General features: G+C 69.7%; 17 protein-coding genes. 5 read left to right on the top strand and 12 right to left on the bottom strand.

All coding sequences use genetic code 11. The features are described from left to right. Positions 1-132: 132 nt before the first annotated feature. Genes JFB92_RS17860 through JFB92_RS17850 form a run of 3 tightly spaced genes read right to left on the bottom strand, consistent with a single transcriptional unit; the run spans position 133 to position 2,881 of the window. A complete protein-coding gene (locus JFB92_RS17860; RefSeq protein ID WP_199041986.1) occupies positions 133-552 on the bottom strand; it encodes a Dabb family protein in 420 nt (139 codons plus the stop codon). A 36-nt stretch (positions 553-588) separates the two neighbouring features. Continuing rightward, a complete protein-coding gene (locus tag JFB92_RS17855) occupies positions 589-1,437 on the bottom strand; it encodes an NmrA family NAD(P)-binding protein (RefSeq protein ID WP_199041984.1) in 849 nt (282 codons plus the stop codon). Positions 1,438-1,468: 31 nt separating this feature from the next. Further along, positions 1,469-2,881: an MFS transporter gene (locus JFB92_RS17850; protein ID WP_199041982.1), complete on the bottom strand. Its 1,413-nt coding sequence runs from the start codon at positions 2,879-2,881 to the stop codon at positions 1,469-1,471. 171 nt (positions 2,882-3,052) lie between these two features. On the opposite strand from JFB92_RS17850, the gene JFB92_RS17845 reads away from it, so the two are divergent. Both JFB92_RS17845 and JFB92_RS17840 read left to right on the top strand, forming a co-directional pair. Beyond that, positions 3,053-5,716, top strand: a complete 2,664-nt coding sequence (locus JFB92_RS17845; RefSeq protein WP_199041980.1) for an AAA family ATPase — start codon at positions 3,053-3,055, stop codon at positions 5,714-5,716. 49 nt (positions 5,717-5,765) lie between these two features. Beyond that, a complete protein-coding gene (locus JFB92_RS17840; protein WP_199041978.1) occupies positions 5,766-6,206 on the top strand; it encodes an SRPBCC family protein in 441 nt (146 codons plus the stop codon). 161 nt (positions 6,207-6,367) lie between these two features. Here JFB92_RS17840 and JFB92_RS17835 read toward each other — a convergent pair whose 3' ends face one another. The 8 genes from JFB92_RS17835 to JFB92_RS17800 form a co-directional block, all read right to left on the bottom strand. After that, a complete protein-coding gene (locus JFB92_RS17835; protein ID WP_199041976.1) occupies positions 6,368-7,123 on the bottom strand; it encodes an aminoglycoside adenylyltransferase domain-containing protein in 756 nt (251 codons plus the stop codon). A gap of 21 nt (positions 7,124-7,144) precedes the next feature. Next, positions 7,145-9,151 carry a glycosyltransferase family 2 protein gene (locus JFB92_RS17830; protein WP_199041974.1) on the bottom strand — a complete coding sequence of 669 codons (2,007 nt, stop codon included), beginning with the start codon at positions 9,149-9,151 and terminating at the stop codon, positions 7,145-7,147. After that, the gene (locus tag JFB92_RS17825) at positions 9,148-9,567 is read right to left on the bottom strand and encodes a hypothetical protein (protein WP_199041972.1); all 420 of its coding nucleotides are present in this window, start codon (positions 9,565-9,567) and stop codon (positions 9,148-9,150) included. Before JFB92_RS17825 ends, JFB92_RS17830 begins: the two co-directional genes overlap by 4 nt. Positions 9,568-9,715: 148 nt before the next feature. Further along, a complete protein-coding gene (locus JFB92_RS17820; RefSeq protein ID WP_199041970.1) occupies positions 9,716-13,210 on the bottom strand; it encodes a bifunctional glycosyltransferase/CDP-glycerol:glycerophosphate glycerophosphotransferase in 3,495 nt (1,164 codons plus the stop codon). Between the two features lie 263 nt (positions 13,211-13,473). After that, entirely contained in the window at positions 13,474-15,102 is a 1,629-nt protein-coding gene (locus JFB92_RS17815; RefSeq protein ID WP_199041968.1) for a PH domain-containing protein, read from the bottom strand. Further along, entirely contained in the window at positions 15,099-15,611 is a 513-nt protein-coding gene (locus JFB92_RS17810; RefSeq protein ID WP_233163451.1) for a PH domain-containing protein, read from the bottom strand. The genes JFB92_RS17815 and JFB92_RS17810 overlap by 4 nt, the downstream gene beginning before the upstream one ends. A 2-nt stretch (positions 15,612-15,613) precedes the next feature. Beyond that, positions 15,614-16,234 carry a TetR/AcrR family transcriptional regulator gene (locus tag JFB92_RS17805; protein WP_199041958.1) on the bottom strand — a complete coding sequence of 207 codons (621 nt, stop codon included), beginning with the start codon at positions 16,232-16,234 and terminating at the stop codon, positions 15,614-15,616. A 68-nt stretch (positions 16,235-16,302) separates the two neighbouring features. Continuing rightward, complete coding sequence (locus tag JFB92_RS17800; RefSeq protein ID WP_199041956.1) at positions 16,303-16,908, bottom strand: DUF998 domain-containing protein; 606 nt, start codon at positions 16,906-16,908, stop codon at positions 16,303-16,305. A gap of 279 nt (positions 16,909-17,187) precedes the next feature. On the opposite strand from JFB92_RS17800, the gene JFB92_RS17795 reads away from it, so the two are divergent. Both JFB92_RS17795 and JFB92_RS17790 read left to right on the top strand, forming a co-directional pair. After that, a complete protein-coding gene (locus JFB92_RS17795; RefSeq protein ID WP_199041954.1) occupies positions 17,188-19,920 on the top strand; it encodes an ATP-binding protein in 2,733 nt (910 codons plus the stop codon). Positions 19,921-20,058: 138 nt separating this feature from the next. Further along, positions 20,059-20,427: a YciI family protein gene (locus JFB92_RS17790; protein WP_199041951.1), complete on the top strand. Its 369-nt coding sequence runs from the start codon at positions 20,059-20,061 to the stop codon at positions 20,425-20,427. A gap of 45 nt (positions 20,428-20,472) precedes the next feature. Here the strand turns inward: JFB92_RS17790 and JFB92_RS17785 are convergent, their stop codons facing one another. Then, positions 20,473-21,162, bottom strand: coding sequence for an NAD(P)-dependent oxidoreductase (locus JFB92_RS17785; protein WP_199041949.1), 690 nt, complete (start codon positions 21,160-21,162; stop codon positions 20,473-20,475). A gap of 156 nt (positions 21,163-21,318) precedes the next feature. Between JFB92_RS17785 and JFB92_RS17780 the strand changes: the two genes are divergently transcribed. Continuing rightward, positions 21,319-22,182, top strand: coding sequence for an MBL fold metallo-hydrolase (locus JFB92_RS17780; RefSeq protein WP_199041947.1), 864 nt, complete (start codon positions 21,319-21,321; stop codon positions 22,180-22,182). Positions 22,183-22,262 lie beyond the last annotated feature (80 nt).

The raw sequence follows: 22,262 nt of genomic DNA, 5'->3' as shown, positions 1-22,262 counted from the left end.
ACGGCGACAGCGCGACCCCGACCGTGGCGTGCAGCGCCTAGCCCCACCTCGATCCGGCGGACACGAGCAGAGCCGCCTCGGCGGGTCGGCCGAGGCGGCTCTCCGGCGGTCCGCTCTCGCCCCGTCGGCTATCTACTCGCCATGACCGCCGGGGGCGGCGCTGCCGGTGTAGTCGCCGATGTCGGAGACGATCTGCGCGATGTCGGGCTCGTCGGCGAACCGGCGCCGGTGGATGTCGGCGATCTTCTCGCCGACTTCGGGATCGGGGTCGTCGGTGATGTCGAAGGACATGAACCTTTCGACCAGTGGCAGGCCGATCCGGTCGAGTTCGAGGTGGGCCGGGTGGTACATCATCCGCTCGTAAGCGTCGAGGTCCTCGACCACGGCGACGCTGCCGTACTCGAACTCGCCGCCGAAGTCGCGGCCGATCACCGACCACTTGATCGGCGGTGTCATCGCGTCGGTGGTCCGGTGCATCTGCTCCAGGCTCGACCGCACCTCCTCGGGTGAGACGCCGGGCTTGGGGGTGAATCGGATGCAGTGGTAGATCATCGTTTCGTCCTCTCTGCGCTTGCTGCGGAAGGCCGCCTACGCGAAGGCGGCGGCGTGGTCGGCGGCGAAATCGGCGATGCCCCGCGCGGGCCGCCCGGTCAGATCGGGGACCGACGAATGCACCTCGGCGGCCTCCCCCCGCGCGTAGTGGGCGTAGTCCTCGACCAGGCCCGCCAGCTGCCAGGCGGGGATCACGCCTTCCAGCGCGGCGGTGAACTGCTCGGCGGTGGCGTCCCGGAACACGATGTCCCGCCCGGTGGCGGCCGAGATCGCCCGCGCGATCTCGGTGTGGGTCACCGCGGCCGGACCGGTCAGCGTGTAGGTGCGCCCCTCGTGCCCAGCGCCGGTCAGTACGGCCGCCGCGGCGTCGGCGACGTCCCTGGTGTCGACGGCGCTGACGGCGGCCCCGCCGATGGGCGCGGCGAACCAGCCCCGCGCGATGGTGGGCGCGAAACCGAGCAGCCCCTGCATGAACAGGTTGGGGCGCAGCACGGTGTGCTCCAGGCCCAGGCCGCGCACATGGGCCTCGACCGCGGCGTGCCAGCGCAGGAACCGCACCGGCGAGTCGGCCCGCGCCGCGTACTGTGACAGCACCACCAGGTGCCGGACGCCGGCGTCGCGGGCCAGACCGGCGAAGCGGACCTGGAGTTCGGCGGCGTCCTCGGCGGACGGGCTGTTGAGGAAGACCGCGTCGACGCCCTTGAGCGCGTGGGCGATCGACTCGGGGTCCCGCAGGTCGGCGACGGCGTTCTCGACGCCGGGGACGGCGCGAGCGGCATCTCGGGTCATGGCTCGGACGGTGAGGCCGGTCGGCCGCAGTGCGGCCACGAGCGCGGACCCGACGGTCCCGGTCGCTCCGGTCACCAGCACGGTTGACGTTTTCATGGTTGTGTCCCTTCTCGATGTTGATTCGTTGTCAGCGCGCCGCGGCGACGGCGGCGGTCCGGGCGTTCGAGGACGGCACGAGCGACAGCGCGAGAGCGATGCCGATGAGTCCGGCCTGTCCGAGGAACGCGGTGGTGTAGGCGATGTCGCCGCCGGCCCCGGCGGCGCGGATGGCGATCCCGGCGACGACGGCGAGCCCGACCGCGCCGCCGACTTGCTGGGACGCGTTGATGAGGCCGCTGAGCAGGCCCGATTCGCCGCCGCCGCTGTCGCGCACCCCCATCGTGGTGGCGCCTACGAGGGCCAGGCCGAGCCCGGCGCCGATCAGCGTGAACGCGCCCGCCAGACTCACCGAGAAGCCCGCGTCAGTCGGATCGACGGCCAGCCACAGGATTCCGGCCAGCAGCACGGCCAGGGAGATCGGCTGGGCGTGGGCGAGGCCGAGCCGTTTGGACAGCACCGGGGCCGCGACGCTGCCGACGATGATCATGGCGGCGATGGGGAGCTGCGACATTCCGGTCGCAAGTGGACTCATGCCGAGCACTTCCTGCTGGTATTGCGGCAGGAAGAAGAACATGCTCGTGAGCGTGCCGCCGACGAGCAGCACCATCAGGTTCGCCGCGACCACCGGTCTCCTGCGGAAGACCCCGAGCGGGACCAGCGGATGCGCCGACCGCCGCTCGGCGATCACGAACGCGGCCAGGGAGGCCAGGCCGACCGACAGGCCGCCGATCGCTCCCGGCGAGCCCCATCCGGCTTCGGAGGCGGTGCTCGTCCCGAACGTCACAGCGGCGATTCCGAGGGTGATGGTGACCGCGCCGACCAGGTCGAACGGCCCGGGGCGGCCCGGGGTGGCGGGCGTCGAGACCCACACGACGATCGCTCCGGCGATGCCGAACGGCACCGGGGCCCAGAACACCGACTCCCAACCCAGCAGGTCGGTCAGCGTGCCGCCGAGGAACACCCCGACCAGGCTTCCGGCGCCCGCGACCGCGCCCCACAGGCCCACCGCCCGAGTGCGTTCGGCAGGAGACGGGTAGAGCGCGAGCACGAGCGAGAGCGCGGCCGGCATCAGGGCCGCGGCCCCGATCCCCTGCCCGATGCGACCGGCGGTCAGGACCGTCCCGTCGGGGGCGGTCGCGCAGACGACCGACGCCGCCAGGTAGACGGCCATGCCGGCCATGAACACCCGGCGGCCGCCGAGCACGTCGGCCAGGCGTCCGCCGAGCAGCAGCAGTCCGGCGAAGGCCACCAGATAGCTCGACACGACGACCGTGAGTCCGGTGGCGCTCAGCGCGAGATCCTCGCGGATCGTCGCCCCGGCGAGGTTCACCATCGCCGAGTCGAGCACGACCAGGAACATCGCGACGGCCAGTCCGGCCATCGCCACTCCGCGCGGAGGCCGCGCCCTGGAGGGCATTGTGGTTTCGGTTTCGTCGATCATCGTCTCGTCCTTCGTTCGGGAGCGTTCCGTCCCCAACGTTCGCTTCGCGGCGGGCCCGCCCGCATCGGTGACGATCGCCTAGTTCGCCCGCCCGAACCCCCGCTGCCGTAGGCGGGTCCGCTCGACTTCGGCGGTGAGCGCCGCCGGGGCCGGCCACGTATGGTTGGCGCCATGCGCACTCAGCCGCCCCGTCGGCTCGTCGGCCGAGGCGAACAGATCGAGCGCCTGCGGGAGTTCGTCGACGCCGCCGGGCGCGGCGAAGGCGGCGCGCTCGTGCTCCGCGGAGAGCCGGGCATCGGCAAGAGCGCCCTGCTCGACCATCTCGAGCACACCTCGGCGAACCGGTTCGCGATCGTGCGCGCCACCGGGTCGGAATTCGAGGGGGAGCTGCCGTTCGCGGCACTGCACCAGCTGTGCGTGCCGATCCTGGCGCGACTGGACGAGCTTCCGGCCCCCGAACGCGACTCGCTGCGGGTGGCCTTCGGCATGGCCGAGGACCCGCCGGACCCGTTCCGGGTCGGGCTGGCCGCTCTCGGCCTGCTCTCGGCCGCCGCCGCGGACCGTCCACTGCTGTGCCTGGTCGACGACGCCCACTGGCTCGACGACGCCTCCGCGAAGGCACTGGCCTTCCTGGCCAGGCGCATCGCCGCAGAACCGATCGCGCTGCTGCTGGCCTCGCGCGACTCAGAGGCCGTCCAGAGCCTGGACGAGTTGCCCGAACTGGCCCTCGGCGGACTGTCGGAGGCCGACGCGCGCGCCCTGCTGGCCGAGGCCAAGGCGGTGACGATCGATCAGCGGGTCCGCGACCGGGTGCTGGCCGAGGCGCGCGGGAACCCGCTGGCTCTCATCGAGCTGCCAAAGGCCGGCGGATTCGGACTGCCGACGCCGTCACCGGTCGCGGGCCGGGTCGAGCGGAGCTTCCGGTCCAGGGTGACGGCATTGAACGCCGACGCGCGACTGCTGCTGACCGTGGCGGGAGCCGACCCCACCGGCGACCCCTCGCTGCTGTGGGCCTCGGCCGAACTGATGGGCATCGACGTTCCGGCGGCGAGCGCCGCCGTCGAGTCCTCGGGCCTGGCGCGGTTCGACACGCGCACGCGGTTCTGCCATCCGCTGGCGCGCTCGGCCGCGTATCGGGCGGCCGAACCGGACCAGCGGCGCGCGGCGCACCGGGCCTTGGCCGAGGTCACCGACCCGGTCGCCGCGCCGGACCGCCGGGCCTGGCACCGCGCGCAGGCCACCGCCGGGCCCGACGAGGACGTCGCCGCCGACCTCGCCTCGTCCGCCTCACGGGCGCAGGCGCGCGGGGGAGTAGCGGCCGCCGCCGCGTTCTGGGAGCGGGCGGCGGCGCTGTCGCTCGATCCGGGCAAGCAGACCGAGCGCACGATCGCGGCCTCGCGGACGGCGCTGGAAGCCGGCGATCCGAGCGCGGCTTCGACCCTGCTGTCCAGCGTCGACGCCGAAAGGCTCGATGCCGCCCGGCTGGCGGAGGTCGACCTGCTGCGGGGCCGGATCGCGTTCGTCTCAGGGGCCGACGGCGGGCCCGAGCACATCCTGCGGGCGGCGCGGCGCCTGGCCGAGACCGACCCGCAGCGCTCGCGCGAATGCCACGTGGCGGCCCTGGAGATGGGACTGGTCGTCAGCAGGGCCGCCGGGGTGATGGACCGGGTCCTGGAGGCATCCGCGACCGCGCCGCCCGCGTCGGCGCCCGACCTGCTCGAAGCGCTGATACGCCTGAGTACTGAGGGGCACCGCGCGGGCGTCCCGGCGCTGCGCCGGGCGCTGACCGGCGACGACGAGGGCTGGAAGCGCGCACCGGCGCTGGCCACGATGGTCGCGGGCGAACTGTGGGACATGGACCTGCACACCTCGATCGTCGACTGGCTGGTGCGCACCGGAAGAGAGTCCGGTTCACCGATCACGATCCGGCTCGGTCTCTCGCAGGCGGCGATGTCGGCGGTCTTCGCCGGCGACTTCGGGCGGGCGATCGCCGCGATCGCCGAGGAGGAGGCGATCGCCGACGCCGTCGGCGACGTGCCGCAGATGTACTCGAGGGTGTTCCTGGCCGGGATACGGGGCCGCCGCCGAGAGGGGATCGACCTGTTCGCCGACGCCGCGAACCGGGGCGTCGGCCAAATGGTCGAACAGGACCCCGGACCCGCGGCCGTCCTCTACAACGGCCTGGCCGACTACCCCGCCGCCCTCAAGGCGGCCGAGCGAGCGTTGGACAAGGGCGGCCTGCTGACCGGCATGGTCCTGCCCGAACTGATCGAGGCCGCGGTCCACTGCGGCGAGGACGGCACCGCCAGAACGGCGCTCGCCTCGCTGATCGAGCGCACCGAACCGGCCGGGACCGACTACGCCCTGGGCACCGCCGCCGGATCGAGGGCCCTGGTCGGCGGGGACGAGGACGACTACCGGGAGGCGATCGAGCGGCTGCGGCGCACCTCGCTCGCGCCCGACCTGGCGCGGGCGCACCTGCGCTATGGGGAATGGCTGCGCCGGTCGGGCCGCCGCCGCGACGCCCGCGAGCAGCTGCGCACCGCCTATGAGCAGTGCTCCGACATCGGCATGGAGGCGTTCGCCAGCCGTGCCGCGGACGAGCTGCGCGCGACCGGAGAGGCGGCCCGCTCGCGCTCGGAGCACACCTACGACCGCCTGACCATGCAGGAGACGCACATCGCGCGAGAGGTCGCCACCGGGGCGACCTCGAAGGAGGTGGCCACGCGGCTGTTCCTGAGCCCGCGGACGGTCGACGCCCACCTGCGCAACATCTTCCGCAAGCTGGGCATCACCTCGCGTCGGCAATTGCGGGACATGCCCGACCTGAACTAGGTGGTTTTCACCGACGCGGACCGCCCCGGACCGGAGCGATGCTGGTCGCATGAGAGATAGCATCGATCAGAACGCGCCGGTGGTCGTGGACCGCGGCATCGCCATCGACGCCCAGCTCGAGAAGGTGTGGGCACTGCTGACCGACGTGCCCTCGTGGCCGAGGTGGCAACCGGACATCACCTTCGCGGAAGCCGCGGGATCGCTGCGGAAGAACCGCGCCTTCCGCTGGAGCACCGGCGGTCTCGACATCGAGTCCACGGTGTACACGATCGAGGCGCCGCACCGGATCCTATGGGGCGGCGCGGCATATGGTATCGAGGGGATCCACTCCTGGACCCTCGAACCGGACGGCGACACGGTGCGCGTCCGAACCGAGGAGTCCTGGGACGGGCCCCCAGTGCTGGCCGATGTCACCGGAATGCAGGCGGCCCTGGAGGAGTCGCTCACCGCCTGGCTCGGCCACCTCAAGCGCGCCGCGGAACGACCATGACCTCCGGCCGGAGCGGCAGTGCCGTATCCCCAGAAGAATCCCGATACCAACGTTCTTGAGGTGACTCATCGGATCATGATGCAGCGCTGAGCCATGTGGGACCTCAACGAACCGGTTGGGTTCAACACCGCCGCACGCCGAGGGCGGCGACAAGAAGGGGGTTACTGCTTCGGCAAAGCGCCAGTGAGGTGTGAGAGAGATTGTCGAATGAATCGACGGACGGCGTCGGGGTCGAGCTCTGAGGCGAGGGCGCCTCGTTGGCGGTCGAGGGCAGTCTGGATCAGCTCGCGGTCCGGGCCCGCCACTCGGTCGAGCGCCCATCGCCCGCCGTCGACCTTGGACACCAGAGCGTCGTCCACCGCGAATCGCCAGGCACGACAGGCGTTGAGCACCGTGTACTCGCCGTCGGCGTGCTCGACGGCCCAGCGCAGCTCGAGCTCGAGTTGCGCGACGACGAGGTCACGGGAGACCGGGGCGAACACCTCGGCCGCGGCCGGGCCTGAACCGAGCACGCGCCCGGCACTGCGGCACACGGCAAAATGCAGCACCAGGTCGGGGTCGCCATCGAGCCCGTGACCGTCGACGACCTTGCCGTCCTCCGGTGCCGTGGTCATGTGAAACTCGAAAGCCGGCTGCGCCGTGGGATGCTGGGCGACCGCCGGCGTGACGATGCTCAACTCCAGCCCCTGGGCGGGGCAGGGGAGCTGCCGCTCGCTCAACCGATCCGCCACGGCCGACTGTTCCGCCACCCTGATCGGCCCTTCGCAGACGGCGAGAATGTCGATGTCGCTTCGCCGGGGATCGAACCCGCCGAGCACCGCAGAGCCGTGCAGGTAGACACCAATCAGGCGCGGCCCGAACACCGTCCCCATCGCCGAAGCGACGTCCCGGCCATAGCGTCCTGTCAACGCATCCATGATCCGAAACCCTACGCCCCGTCATTCGCCGGGGCTTCGGCCTCCGGCCGCGGACGAGCCTCGCGGCCAGACGGCCTCGAAGGGAGACCCGCCGTTCAAAGCGACGAGTTCCGTCTCGAGGTCGTCGAATTCCAGTAGTGCGCTGGGTGCGAATCCGTGCCGCTGGTTGGTGGCGCGGTCGAGGAAGTGGGCGACGGAAGGGTTCCAGGTGTGCCCTGATTCCCTGCGGTGCACGAGATATCCCAAGGAGTGCGCGCGGTAGGTTCGCCCGCCCGCGGCGTCGACCGCGATGAGCAGGCTTCGGTCTTCTCCCCAAGGAAGCGGGGCGAAGCCTCCGACCTCGTTGAACAGGTCGCGGTCGATCAGCATGGAACCTCCCGTCACGTGCCCGGCGTAGCGTTCGGTGGCGATGCGTCTGAAGAGGGTCACATCCAGCGGTTGCAGGTATATGTACTGGTCGCCGCAGCCGATCAGGTCGGCGCCGGTGTAGGAGCGGGCCAGCAGCAGGTCCGAGAGGAACTCGGGCCCGTACCAGTCGTCGTCATCCCATTTGGCGAGGAAGTCGCCGGAGGCGGCCTGGGCACCGAGGTTCAATGCCGCTCCGAAGACCTCCGTGCTCGGGACGTCGACGACGGTGAGCGGTCGGGGGAACTCGGCGATCGCCCGCTTGGGCTCGGGCAGGTCCGCTGCGATCCCGTGCAGCGTCAGGATGACTTCGAGGTCGACGTGGCGCTGGCGGGCGATCTGGGCGAGAGCGAACGGGATGAACTCCGGGCGTCTGGTGCACAGCAGCACCGACACGGTGGGTCGTCTCGGACCGGGGAATCCGGCTTTCTCCGACAGGTGAGCCCACCGGGCGGCCGTCGAATGAGTACGCAGTGCGGCGCGGCGCAGTCGAATACTGTGCTCCTCGCGGGCGACCGGGTCGTCGAGATCGATGTCGGCGCCCGCGACGAGGACGCGGGTCAGTTCCGGGCCGAGCGCGCCGGCCCAGAGCGGCGGAGGCGGCGAAGCGAGCGGAACGCCCGCTGCGGCGAGACTGGCGGCGGCGCGGACGGCCGCCAAGGGGCCGGAGTGATGTCCCCATCGGATGGTGATGGACCGCAGGCTTCGGAGTTTGGCGATGTCAGCGTCGCCGACGGCGCCCGAGTGCGGCAGTACCACCGGTTCGAAGTCTTCAGCGGCGCTGCGGACGGTCCAGCGGCCGTCCGTCTGCGCGAGTTCGGCCGCACTGGCGGTGTGCCGGTCGGCGAATCCGATCGGATTCACCGTCGCTTCGTCGATCGGGGGCACCGCTTCGACGCATGACACCTCACTGACCAGCCCCCGGGCGTCGTGCCCGGCCTCGGACCGGCCCAGCTCGGACCAGGTGAGCCGGTCGCAGTCGAGTTGCTCCACCAGGCGCGCCCGCGGGTCGGGCCAAGTGGCCGGGTCGGCGGGTTCAGTGTGGATCACCAGGTCCGCCGGGGAGAACCGATCGTCCTCGTCGCGCTGGTGCTGCCACGGCGATGTCACCGCACCGGGATCGCCGGGACGCCAGTGGGCGGCGCCGCGGCCCACCAGCGCCACGCGCGGCGCCATGTGGGCGGGCCCGTGACGGTGTGTTCCGGCGGCTTCCGCGAGCACGCGGCGCGGCGCTGTGGCCTTGCGGAATCGCACGTCGAGGGCCCAGCTCCAGCCGTCGGAGCGGTCGAACCGGATCTGTCGGATCTCGGTGCGCTGCGACAGCGTCGGCAGATGGATGCCCTGGGTCTCTTCGACGATGACGAGGAGCCGCCGCGCCTCGGGGAGCATCGAACCGAGCGACACCGCACGCCGGAGGTCGGTGAAAGTGCGCGCCTGGACCACCACGGTGCCCGATTTCGGCGGGGCGGGCCGTTCACTGGGCTCGCACGCGTCGAGATCCACCGTCCTGAGTCGAGCGGGGGGCCTGCGGTGCGGCTCGGCGCGGTCAGGCGGTGAGAACCCCGTCGTCGCCACCAGTGCGGTGCCTTTGGGGACGTGCTTCAGCAGGAGCTCGGTGATCATACGGTCTCGAGGTCGCTGCGTGCCGTGCGCTGGTTCGGCTGCCGTCCGTGGAGGCCGGCGACCTGGCGACTGAGGTCTTCGAGTGCGTCGGCGGTGCGGTCGTGGCACAGCATCGCTTCGGTCCGGAATTCGGCCAGGGCTCCTATAAGGTCCGTGTCCGCCTTGTCAGTCGGGTGGATCACGGGCGGAGCGCCGCTGTAGGCGAGCTCTTTCTGGATGCGCGCGAGCCTGTCGCCGCTCTCGCGAAGGTCGTCGCGCAGCCGGATGCTGATGAGGGCGAGGACGGCCGCGATCACGGCGAATCCGCCGAGGACGATCAGTGTAAGGACCAGCAATGCCGCGAGTGTGGAGTCGAGACGGCCGAGCGCCAGAAACGCGGTGACGGCGGCGATGCCGACTACTTCGAGACCGGCCACGGTAAGCGCGAACCGGAGAAGCCGCGACTTCCCGGTCCGGCGGGGAGTGTACTGACGGGCGCTGGTTTCCGGACTAGATGACATCGTCCCTTTTTACCTGAACTGGTGGACTCATACCGGTTAATGCCGCATGAACGGCCAGTTGAACTCATACCGCGCCGAACACCGCGTCGGCCACTTCCGCCGCGGCCTTGCCGTCGTCCCAGGTGCAGAACTTGCTCCGGAATTCCCGGTACCGGTCGTCGTAGCGCTCGCGGATCAGGTCGATGCCGGAGATCGCCGCGGTGAGCTCGTCTTCGGTCGGCACCAGCGGCCCCGGCGCCACGGACTCGAAGTCGAAGTAGAAGCCGCGAATCTCGTCGCGGTACCGTTCCAGGTCGTAGGTGTAGAAGACCATGGGTCGACCGGTGTTCGCGAAGTCGAACATCAGCGAGGAGTAGTCGGTTACCAGCAGATCGGTGGCGACGAGCAGGTCCTGGACGTCGTGGTAGGCGGAGGCGTCGAGGGCCGCGCCGCGGTATTCCATCGGCAGCTGGCCTCGGGACATGGCGTGCTTTCGGAACAGGACCGTGTACTCGTCCCCGACGCGGTCGGCCAGCTTCCGCAGGTCGACCTCGAGTTCCAGGTCGAGACCTTCGCCGCTGCTCTGCCGCCGGTCTCGCCAGGTCGGAGCGTAGAGCAGGATCTTGCGGTCCTGCGGGATGCCGAGGCGATCGCGCACGTTCCGGTAGCACGCCTCGGCGTCAGGGCCGAAGAAGCGGTCGTTGCGCGGCAGCCCGGTCTCCAGCAGCGGGCCGTGGTAGCCGAAGGCGCTCCTCATGATCGGCGAGGTGTAGTCGCTGGCGGAGACCACGTAGTCCCACATGGGAGCCTCGCGGGCGATACTGGCGCGATAGTGCGGATTGATGTAGTCCTTGGAGTTCACGTCGAAGCCGATGCGCTTGAGCGGCGTGCCGTGCCAGGTCTGGACGACGGTCTGGTCGTCGGCCTTCTCGAACCACGCGGGCAGATGGGTGCTCGCGATGATGAAGCGGCACTGGGCCATCGCATCGTAGTATTCGCGGCCGTTCCTGCGGATTGGGACCGCGCCGTCGGGGACGGTGGCCTGCTGATCATCCGAGACGACCAGGTGCTCCAGATCGGCGCCGCGGGCGGTTAGCTCCTCGAAGATACCGCGGGGACTGTCGGAGAAATGCCGGCCCTGGTAGTCCTCGTAGAGGATCGCGTCGCGAAGGCGCCCCTTCGCGGCGGGGTAGGCCACGGTTCTGAGTCGGTGCTGGTTCGCCCTGCCGCGCTCGTATTCGTCCAGATCGGATTCCACGAGGACCGCGGCGGAGCGGAACCGGCGGCCGACGACCGCGTACCCGCGTGAACGGTGGCGGGTCTCGACCGGCAGCCATCCGCTGGTGCCGTCGGCCACGCCGACCGGGATCTCCTCGTCGTCCTCCCGGAGGCAGAGGTCCCAGATTCCGGCCCGGATGGGCTGCGTGCGGCCGAAGGCGGCCATGGCCCCGAGGTCCATCCTGGCCCTGCATCCCCGGGCGGTGGGTTCGACCGGGAACAGGTGGGCGACGTCGGCAGCCTCGGAGCGCAACACCACTTCGCTGACCGATCCCGCTCGGGGGTATTCGATGTCGAGCGACAGGCTCGCGTCCGCACCCCAGTCAGCCCGGCGGAGCAGCGGTCGGGTCGGCTGGTCGACGATGCGGAGCACCCCCGGTCCGGTGCGGAGCGGGAACCATTCGCGATCGCCGGCGATGCGGCGGGCGGCCTGGAAATCCTCGGTGGCGTCCACACGCCGACTGCTGTTCCTGGTCTTCGACCATGCGTAGACCCGCCAGGAGCGCTCATCCGACCGATCCGATTCGTCCACGGCCCGGCGCAGCATGCTGGTGGGGATGCGGGCGATGCCGGTCCGGGCGAACGGCCGCCGCCGGGTGATCGGGACCTCGCAGGTGGTTTCTTCGATGCCCGGAAGGACCAGCAGCAACTCTCCCGAGAATCCGGGGGACGTCCACAAGCACAGTTCGACGGCGTCATCGTCGATCGACGCTCGGGTCGCCACGACGAACTCGTCGCGGAGCCGCACTGTCAAGGTGCCCTTGTGCGCCGAACTCGCTCGCAGCCATGTCGAGCCCGAAAGGCGGCGCAGCAGCGGGCGGATGGAGGTCGAAGGTTTCAAGGGCCCTGAGGTGCGAAGACCCCCGCAGGTCGCCGAGCCCATGACCGTCCAGTTGCGAGAGGACCCACGGCCGCGGCGGTGGATGCTGGAGATCGGGATGGTCGCGGTGAACCCGGTGTGCTCCGCGCCGACGATGCCGATGCCCGCTCGCGCGGCGGCGCCGGGATCAGTGCGGGGCTCGACCCGGGCCTCGATGCGGCTGTCGCCGTCTTCCAGCCACACTTGGACCTGTTCCTGCCTGCGGTCGATCCCGGTGAGACGGCTGATGCGGGCCGTTCCCTCGATGACGAGGGCACCGGTTTCGATTCGCAGATCCGACACCGAGGAGACCAGCCGCAGCTGGTCGGTGCATTCGAGGATCCCCGTATCGAAGCCGGGGCCGATGTCGATCCGGGAGGCGAGATCGAGTTCGGCCCGGCCGTCTCGCGCCACCGCCGGAATCTCGTCGAGTCGCCGTTCCCGGCACAGCCTCGCGTATACGGCCAAGGACGAGAGATCGCCGTCGAGCAGAAGCTCGTACTTGATGCGGTCGGTGAATCCGAGGTCTTCGAGCAGGGTCTTCGCGTCGGGCCCGACGATCGCGCGCACGGTTTCGTGGACCGCTTCGCGGTAGCGCTCGCCGAGCATGTCGAAGATGTTGAGGTAGTAGCGGAAGTCCCAGCGGAGCACGTGCCTGGTGTACTCGGCGTGGAGACGCTGGGAATGGTGCCGGGAGAACAGCTCGAGGTTCTTCCCGATCCCGGCCGCCCGGTCGGTGAACTTCCGTATGTCGGTGCTGAGGTCCTGCGTGATCGAGTCGCCCGACTCCCGGATCCTCCAATAGAACATCGGCTCCGACACCAGGTCGACGTGATCGGCTATGAAATGGGCGTAGATGAGTGTGGGGATGTCCTCGTAGTAGTTCCATTCGGGGAATCGGATGCCATGCCGGTTCACGAACGAGGACCGCCAGACCTTGTTCGGCACCAGGGTGTCGTGGAGGAGTTCCGGTGACGCTGAAATATGCTGCCGGCGGGCGTCGCTCTGTACGGTCTGGTGGTATTTGTCGATCTTCCAATGCGACCGGCCGTCGTACTGCTCGAGGCCGCCGACCGCGAAATCGGACCCGGTCTCCTCGAGCACGCCGACCATGCGTCGATACGCGTCCTGAAGCACGATGTCGTCGCTGTCCATGAACGCCAGGTACTTGCCGCGTGCGCGGTCGATGCCTCGATTGCGGGCGCACCCCGGGCCGCGGTTCTCCTGCGTGAGGAGCGTGAACCGATCGTCTCGCTTCTCCCACGCCTCGGCGATGCTCGCGCTCGCGTCCTTTGATCCGTCGTCGACCATGATCACTTCCAGGTCGGTGAGCGACTGCTCGGCGATCGAGCGCAGGCATGCGTCGAGATATCGCTCGACGTCGAAGATCGGGACGATGACGCTCAGCGTCGGTATCGGAGAAGCCTCGTCGACTTCCGGCATACCAGGACTCCAGTTCGTCGGTTCGGATACCTCGGTCTCACGAACCTGAGGAGTATTGCGCGACCTCTCGATCCAAAGAGGTCAGGATGATCACGGCGCTCGGTGACCCCTGTCGCGAACGAGTCGATCCCCGCGGTTCCGGGGAGCTCGCGATGAGCTGACCATGCCAGTCTCATGGTTCATGTGCGGTCCACGGTATCGAGGACTCGGCGCCGGACAGGACAGCGACATGTGGTCGTGGACCGTTCCGGGGTCGGTCGGACTCAGGCCTCGCGGTGTGGACGCGTCGGTCCGGGGCTCTTCACGGGCGCAAGTTCACTGTTGTCGTGCGCCGTGAGGAAGGGTTCGAGCACTCCCGGGGCGGCTCGTAGTGCGAAGGCCAAGCTCTTGCGCGCTTCGATGTCGGGAGTGACGTAGCCGCCGTATCCGGCGGCGGTCATCGTTGAGACGGTTCGCAGTCCGAGGCGTCGTTGGAGGAGCGACTCGCGGATCACGATGGTGCTCACCGATGAGCGTTGCAGGACGGTCGTGGCGCGGCTGACCAGCCCGGAACGCGTGACCAGGTATCGCCCGACGATTGCGTGCCCCAGCGCGCGATAGGCGATGTACGCCGCGCCGAGCGAGCACGGCCAGAACACGGCCGCCGCCCAGATCGCCCCATGGGGCAGTACGCCGGTCGCCGCGAGCCACGCCAGCGAAAGGCCGATGCAGGCGGAGAGGGCGGTGGCCCACCACAGACGGCGACGCAACGCCGCCGCGGGGTGCTTCACGAGTGGAGCTTGGAAGGGGTCCTCCTCTGCGTCGAGGACCTCGGACGCGATACGGCGGGCGGCGGCGACGGGGCCGCGGGGAAGGATGCCGGCGGGCTGGGCCATCGACCACATGCTGAGCCCGGTGGTGATCACAGTGGTGTCGCTGACGCCCATCCACCGCCACAGGACCGGTTCGGAGATCTGGATGCCGCGGATGCGGTCCTCGTCGCGATTGACCTCCCTGGTGGTCAGCAGTCCCTGCCGGGTGCGGAGCATGGTGCCCTCCGCGCCGCGGACCCTGGCCAGCTCGAAGTTCCAGTACTCGGCGAAATAGGTCACGGCCAGACCGGCCGCGCCGATGAGGGTGATCGCGGCGAGAGCGACGGCGGCGGTGCCGGTCCACCCCAGGGAGTCCCAGTCCAGCAGCCGGCCGACCAGATCGACCACGTTCACCCCGAAGGCGCCCAGCAGCCAGTAGGCGCCCCATCCGAATCCGAGGGCGAGGACGTAGACCCAGATGTTGAAGACGTTGTAGACCACCCAGCGTGGCTGGAAGCGCGCGAACACTGTCAGAGGCGGGTCTGGCGCGGCGATCGATGACTCATCGCCCTGGCGTGCGGAGCCGCCTCGGTCGGAGGGCTCCTCGACCGGGTTGAGGAGACGTTCGTGCAGCGAACGGGCGTCGACGGCGCTCAAAGCGTCGAATGCCAAGGCGGACTCACCGTCGGCGGCCTGCTGACCGGCGCCGATCTTCACCACCCGCAGACCGGACAACCGGTGGCGGAGCTTGGCCTCGATGTCGACGCTGCGGACGCGGTCGCGCTGGATCGACCTGTGCGCCCGCAGGAGGACGCCGGTCTTCAATTCGACATGCGATGCGGTGATCCGGTATCGGGTGAACACCCAGCGGAGCGCGTCGGCGATGGCGCCGAGGACGCCGACCGCGGCGAGCCCGACGAGGGGCCATATCTGTCCGGTGCCGGGATCGACGCCGATCACCCAGACGGCGATCACCGCGGGCAGGAGCGAGAGGATACTCTGGGCGAGGTCGACCCAGATCATGCGGGCGCTGAGCCGCTGCCAGTGCCGGTCGGCTCCTGGGGGCGTCGATGCGGCCTGTCGGGGTAGAGACGAGTTCATGTCGCATCACCGGGAGTGAGCTGCGCGATCAGGGTCAGCTCTTTGGCGATGCGAGCGGCGGTGTCCTTGTCGAGACCGCCGATATCTATGGCACCGCCCGAGGATGCGGTGGTCACGCGGAGTGTCGACAGGCCCAGCAGTTGCTCGACTGGTCCTTGGAGGGCGTCGACGGTCTGAACGCGGGACAGCGGTGCGGCCCGCCATTCGCGGACCAGCCACCCGGTCCGGGCGTAAACGGCCTCATCGGTGGTCTCCCAGCGGTGGACTCGATACCGCCACAGCGGCTCGATCATCACGCCCGCGACCAGCAGCGCCGACGAAGCGATCACGGCCACCAGCGACCACGGTCGCGCTGCCTCCCAGAGGATGTAGGCGGTGGTCGTCGCGGCCAGGATCGGCCCGGCCAGCAGCATTGACTGGAGCATCCACCAGCCGATGGCGCGTCGCTCCACCCGGTGCTTCGGTGGCCGAAGGTCGGGCATAGGGAGGTCGTCGATCGCAGCGCTCATGTCTATTCCTTGCCGATGGCGTGGTCGATGAATTCCAGGAGCACGGCGGACTGCGCCTCCAAGTCGAGGTCGGGGTCGAACGCCCAGGTCTCCAGGACGCCGTCGGTGCAGCGCAGGATGATGTTGGCGACGACGCGGGGATCGAACCGGCGCAGCTCGCCGTCGCGTTGGCCCCGGGCCAGGATCTCGGCGAGCCCGTCGACCTCCTCGGCGAGCTCGGCGGCGTAGGCGTGCGAGCCGTCCTCGCTGCGATGGTTGGCCATGATGTCGCTCATCGCGAGGAACTCGGTGCGATGCGCACCGAAGAACTCCAGTTCGGATCCGATCCACGCCCGTACTTGTCCGGCCGCCGTCTCCTGGGCCGCGATCCGGGACTCCATGTACTGCCAGCCGCGGTCGAAGAACTGGGTGGCGACCAGCCGAAGTATCTCGTCTTTGCTCGTGAAGTGGTAGGTGATCACGCCCTTGCTGATGCCGGCCCGCTCGGCGATCCGCGCGAGGGACGTCTGGGCGTAGCCGGCCTCCGCCACCACCTCGGCGGCCGCGTCGACTATCTGGGCGCGGCGCGCCTGCTCGATGAACGACCGCTTCTTCTGACTGGTCGACTCATTTTCTGAACGCATGGACTGATTCTAGTCCGATCGTACTAATCATCGCAACCGTGCCCCTGAACCGAGCCCGAGCGGTGCGCCTACGGCGGTCCCGCCGCATGCGCGAACACGAGCCCGAGCCAGACCCAGCCGACGACGATCGTCGCGCGCTGCGCGAGACCGGAGCGCGGATGATCCTGCTCCCACGCCTGCCCGAACACGACGAAGCCCACGGATGCAGCGGCCGCGGTCAGCGCCGAGTACCACTTCCATCCGGCTTCGGGAAGCGCGAAGGCCGCGACGATCGCCGCGACCGGAACCGAGCCGAAGACGAGCACTCCGGCCCAGTCGTGCAGCTTGTGGCGCATCGATACGTCCGTCGGGGTCGTGTCCGGAGTTCCCGGCGGGTACCCCCGCATCGCATCCATCGGGAACACCCCCGAGGCGACCAGGGAGCATCCGAAGACCGCGATCACTGCACCGAGCAGCGGGCTGTCCAGTGCGTCGGCAGCGCCGATCGAGCCGACCGCGATCCCGAGACCGCACACTATGAAGTTCGCCGTCTGAAGCCACCCGCGCGGTCCCAGCGCCAGTGCGCTGACCGGGTCCCGCATCGGCCGGTATCCCGGCCGAGTCCACCCGTCGAGCGCGAAGGTCACGATGAACAGCCAGGCGCTCAGCGCCCCCACCCACAGCAAGACCGTCATCGCGGCGACCCCGCGCGCGATGACTTCGGAAACGACGCAGGAACACCGATCATGAAAGCCGTCCATTCGATCTGATTACAAGTCATTGAGACTGATTTTAAACCGACCGGACGAATACCCGGAGGACACCTTCGGCGGCGGCTTCGTCGTCACGGGCCGTGGACGGCGACGCGGCCGACGGATCCGCGCCGCTCGGGGATGCCGGTGAGGTGGGAGCTCTCGAGACAGAACCTGATCCGGAGCCCGACTGATGCTCACGGAACCGGCTATCGTGACTGCATGTCGCTGGTGGGAAGAGACGACGAACTGGGGCGGATCGAACGACTGCTGACGGATGCGCGCGTCGAGCGCAGCGGCGCCGTGGTGGTGCGGGGCGAGCCGGGCATCGGTAAGTCGGCGCTGCTCGACCGTGCGGTGTCGATGGCGAGATCCGAAGGCTTCCAGGTACTTCGCGGAATCGGGGTTGAATCCGACTCCAAGCTGGCGTACGGGGGCCTGCACCACCTGCTCTTTCCCCATCTGGACCGGTTGGAGGCTCTGCCGCGGCCCCAAGCCGCGGCATTGCGCGGCGCGTTCGGGCTGGCCGAGAGCGATGAGGCGAATCGGTTCCTGATCTCCGCCGGCGCCCTGGCGCTACTCGCGGATATGGTCGAGGACGCCCCGCTGCTCTGCGTCGTCGACGATCTGCAGTGGATCGACCAGGGCTCCGCGGAGGCGCTGCTGTTCGCGGCCCGCCGCTTCGAGGCCGACCCGATCGCCATGCTGTTCGCGGTGCGCGAGACGTCGATGCCGTTCGAGACGCCCGGTGTGGAGGTGATGCAGCTGTCCGGCCTCGCGTTGAAGGATGCCGCCCGAGTGCTCGACGGTCATGCGCCGGAACTGGCCGACCCGTTGCGGGCCCGCGTGCTCGAGGAATCCGCCGGCAACCCCCTGGCGATCATCGAGCTCGGATCGATCCGACGTGAGACCGATGACCTCGACTTGTCCGACCCGGCCGGATCGGTGGGCACACTGCCGGTTCCCCTTCACGTCCAAGCGGCGTTCCGCCGGCAGATCGTGGAGCTGCCCGGCCCGACGCGACGAGCGCTCCTGGTCGCCGCAGCCGACTCCACGGCGCCACTCGAGACGATCCTGCGTGTGGTCGAGACCTTCGGCGGTGCCGCCGCCGACCTGGCGCCCGCGGAACGCGCCACCCTGGTCCGGATCGGGAGCCGCATAGAGTTCCGGCATCCACTGGTGCGCGCCGCCGCCTATCGGGGCGAGCCGCTGCATCGACGGGTCGAGGTGCATCGCGCGTACGCGGACGCCCTGATCGCGGACGCCGACGCCGACCGCCGCGCCTGGCATCTCGCCGCCGCCACCACCACTCCCGACGAGGCGGTGGCGGTCGAGCTCGAAGGCGCCGCAGAGCGCGCCCGGCACCGTGGGGGAGCGATGGCGGTGTCCGTTGCCTACGAGCGCGCCGGTCGACTCAGCAGCGACCCGGAACTGAAGGCCGGGCGGATCGCCCGGGCCGCCCAGGCCGCGTTCGACGCGGGCAAGCCCGACCGCGCCGCCCGGCTCGCGGCCGAAGTGCTCTCGTTGACCACCGACCCCGGAATCCGAGCCGAAGCCATCTACGTCCAAGGCGCCGTGGCGTACGAACGCATCTCGCCGCGAACCGATGCGGAACTGACGATCGAAGCCGGCACGCTGGTGCTCGACAGCGATCCCGAGCGTGCCGCGCTCACCCTCTACGAAGCCATGCACGCCGCCCGGCACGGTGCGGCCCACGACCTCCTCCAGCGTGCCGCGGATCTGCTGCGCGAGTTCACACCGTCGCAGAACTGGGCGAAGGTGGTCGCCGCCTTCCTCGGGTGGGCGGAACTGTTCGCCGGGCGCCCGGAGTCGGCCGTCGGCCCGATGCGCGACCTGCAAGCCGCCGTCAGCGGCGGTGACCTCGACCTGATGCACCGAATCACTGCCGGGTTCGGCGGTCTCCTGATCGCCGACGACGACCTCGTCGTCACCGGGACCGAGGACATGCTGGCCCATGTGCGGGCGACCGGGGCGGTGGGCTGGGTCCCTTACACCCTCGACGTACTCGCGGTGGCGCGACTGCTCCGCGGCGAGTTCGCGGACGTCCGCGCGCATGTCGCGGAAGGCGCAGCCATCAGCGACGAACTCGGCAACTCGACCGAAAACCTCGCCCACCGGTCGCTGGAAGTGTGGCTCCACGCCGTGTCGGGGGAGGAGGCCCGCTGCCGGGATCTGGCCGCCGAGGTGCTCCCCGACGCCCGGAACCGGCACCGGGTGAACGCCGAGATCGCGGCCTGGGGCCTCGCAATGCTCGACCTTTCGGCCAGGCGGTTCGAGGCGGCTCTCGACGGACTCGAACGGGTCTGCCGCGGCCCAGCCCGCCGCGACGTGCTCATGCGGGCGGTGCCCGACCTGGTGGAGGCGGCTGTGCGCGGCGAGGCACCGGATCGGGCACAGGAAGCGCTGAAGGAGTTCGCGCACTGGGCCGAGCAGGTCGACCGGCCGGTCACCACCGGACTCGTGCTGCGCTGCCGCGCGCTCTTGGCCGAGGGCGACGAGACCGAAGCGCTCTACGCCGAAGGGCTGCGGCTCCACGAGCGGTACGGCGGCCCGTACGACCAGGCGCGCACCCGGTTGGTCTACGGCGAATGGCTGCGTCGTCACCGCAGACGCACCGAGGCTCGGGCCCACCTCGAGGCGGCGGTCGCCGGGTTCGATCGCCTCGGCGCGGCCCTGTGGGCGGAGCGAGCCCACGGCGAGCTCGCCGCCCTCGGCGGAGCCAGGAGCGAGAAGCGCGGCAGCGGCCCGCTCACCCTGCTCACCGGGCAGGAGCTGCAGGTCGTGCAGTTGGCCGCGGCCGGGCACACCAATAAGGAGATCGCCGCGCAGCTGTATCTCAGTCCGCGTACGGTCGGCCACCACCTCTACAAGGCGTACCCGAAGCTCGGGGTCACCGCGCGCAGAGAGTTGGCCGACCTCGTCGCCGAGGTCTGAACCGCCTCGTCCGAGGCAGGCCACGCGCCTTCGGACACCAGTCACGATGACTGATTCGCCGTCGCCCGAATCCTCCGTAGCGTTCGGGCAAGGGCTCGATTCGAGCCGAGAAGCACATCAGCGGCCAAGGAGCACACGATGACGCAGTACTTCCTCAGCCTCCCGCACGACTCCGCCGAGGAGCCGACGATGGCGACCATGGACCCCGCGGAGCTGGAGCAGGTGATGGCCGACGTCGGGGCCTTCAACACCGCGCTCCAGGAGTCCGGCGCGTTCGTGTTCGCCGGCGGACTGCAGCCGCCGTCGACCGCGACCACGGTGGACGCCACCGGCGACGGTCCCGAATTCACACCCGGCCCGTTCGTGAAGGCCGACGAGTACCTCGGCGGCTTCTGGGTGATCGAGGCCGACAACGACGACGACGCCATCGAATGGACCAAGCAGGCATCGCGCGCCCTGAGGAGCCGAATCGAGGTGCGCGCCCTCCAGGAGGCGCCCCCCGCCTGAACCCGCACGACGTCGCCTTCCCCCCTGTCTCGGCGACCTGGACCATCACCCCTGCGTGGAGCCGCGGAGCATCTGCCACATGCTCGGTGTGCCCACGGTGGTCCAGACGCCCACCCGCTTGCGGATCCATGCGGTGTCGGTGGCCTGGGCGAGCAGGCACGCGGCCAGGTCGGCGCGGCTGGTGAAGATCCCGTCGGTGACCTCTTCGCGAAGCGAGTAGTCGCTGACGGTGTCCGTGTCGAACAGCCCGGACGGGCGCAGGACGGTCCAGTCGAGTCCGCTCATCACCAGGCGCGACTCCATCGCCCGCATGTCGGTGTACGTCGACTTCCCGATCGTCCTGGTCACCAGCGGCTGGATGACGTGGTTGAGCAGGAGACCGCCGTCGGCGTGGCGGTGCGGTTCCGCGGCGCTGGAGGTGACCGCGACGACTCTTGTGACGCCGTGCAGGCGCATTGCGGCGATGATGTTGGTGATTCCGGTGCTGTAGAGGGTGATCGGTTTGCGGCTGAAGGTCGTCCCGAGCGTCGACAGCACCGCGTCGGCGCCGTCCACAGTGGCGGCGACCGCGCCCGGATCGCGGACGTCGCCGCCGATGACGTCGAGTCGTGGGTGCTCGATGGGGAACTTGCGGGGGCGGCGCGTCACCGCCGCGACGTCGTGGCCGGCGTCCAGTGCCTGCCGTGCGAGTCGACGGCCGGTGCCGCCACCGGCTCCGTATACGACGAGTCTCATATGCGTCGGCCCTTCCGCGGTGGGCGCCATTGCGCGCCCGTCACGGAACCTGGAGTTCCCGCCCGCCTCGGATGTGACATACGTCGGTGGCTTCGCCCTGGGGCCCCGACGCCTCAGCGCCCGGTTGGCCGAACGGGAATACAGAGGAGGAGCATCGTGCTGAGTCGGATAGCGGAAGGCGTGTGGACCCACCAGAGCGAATTGCTCGAGAACAACGCCATTGTGGTGCAAGGCCGGACCGGCGTGCTGCTCGTCGACCCGGGCCTGACGGGAGCGGAAATGGCCTGTCTCGCGAGCGACCTTCGCGGGCTGAACCAGAGCGTTGTGGCCGGCTTCGCGACGCATCCTGATTGGGACCACGTGCTTTGGCACCCCGATCTCGGGGAAGCTACCCGCTACGGGACGGCGCTCTGTGCGGCTACCATGCGGGGATTTCGGGCGAACGCCGACTGGAAGTCCCGTGCCGCCGCGGAGTTGCCTCCGGAGATCGCAGAGGACACACCGCTGGACCTGTTCGGCCTCATTACCGGACTGCCAGCCGGAACTGCGCGGCTTCCATGGGACGGCCCTCAGGTACAGATTATCGAGCATCCGGCGCACGCCCCGGGCCATGCGGCGCTGCTCATCGAGGAACGCGGGGTGCTCCTCGCCGGCGACATGCTCTCCGATGTGCTGGTTCCGAATCTCGACGAGCTGAACGACACCAATGACCCGATCGAGGAATACCTTGTCGGGTTGCGGCTGCTCGAAGGCATGGCAGGCAAGGTGGATTCCGTCGTCCCCGGTCACGGGTCGGTAGGCGGAGCCGATGAGTTGCGCGCCCGGATCGAGATGGACCGGGCGTATGTGCTCGTCTTGAGCGAAGGCCGTGTTCCCACCGACCTGCGAGTCGGCCCGACGGCCAAGCCAGGCTGGGAGTGGGTAAGCGAAATATCCGTCGGGCACGTCCAGCGCCTCGCAGAAAGAAACGAACGCGGCGCCACTCCCGACCATCGATCGGATCACGACACGTTCGAGTAGTAGGCGGCGGTCTGCTAGTTAGTGGACATGAACTCACCGTCGTTCCACGACGCGGTCGACGAGCCCAATGCGGGCTTCCG

Source organism: Glycomyces salinus (genome assembly GCF_016428645.1).
GTDB lineage: Bacteria > Actinomycetota > Actinomycetes > Mycobacteriales > Micromonosporaceae > Glycomyces > Glycomyces salinus.
Note: the sequence above shows the minus strand (reverse complement) of the source record. Positions and strands in the feature narration are given on the sequence as shown.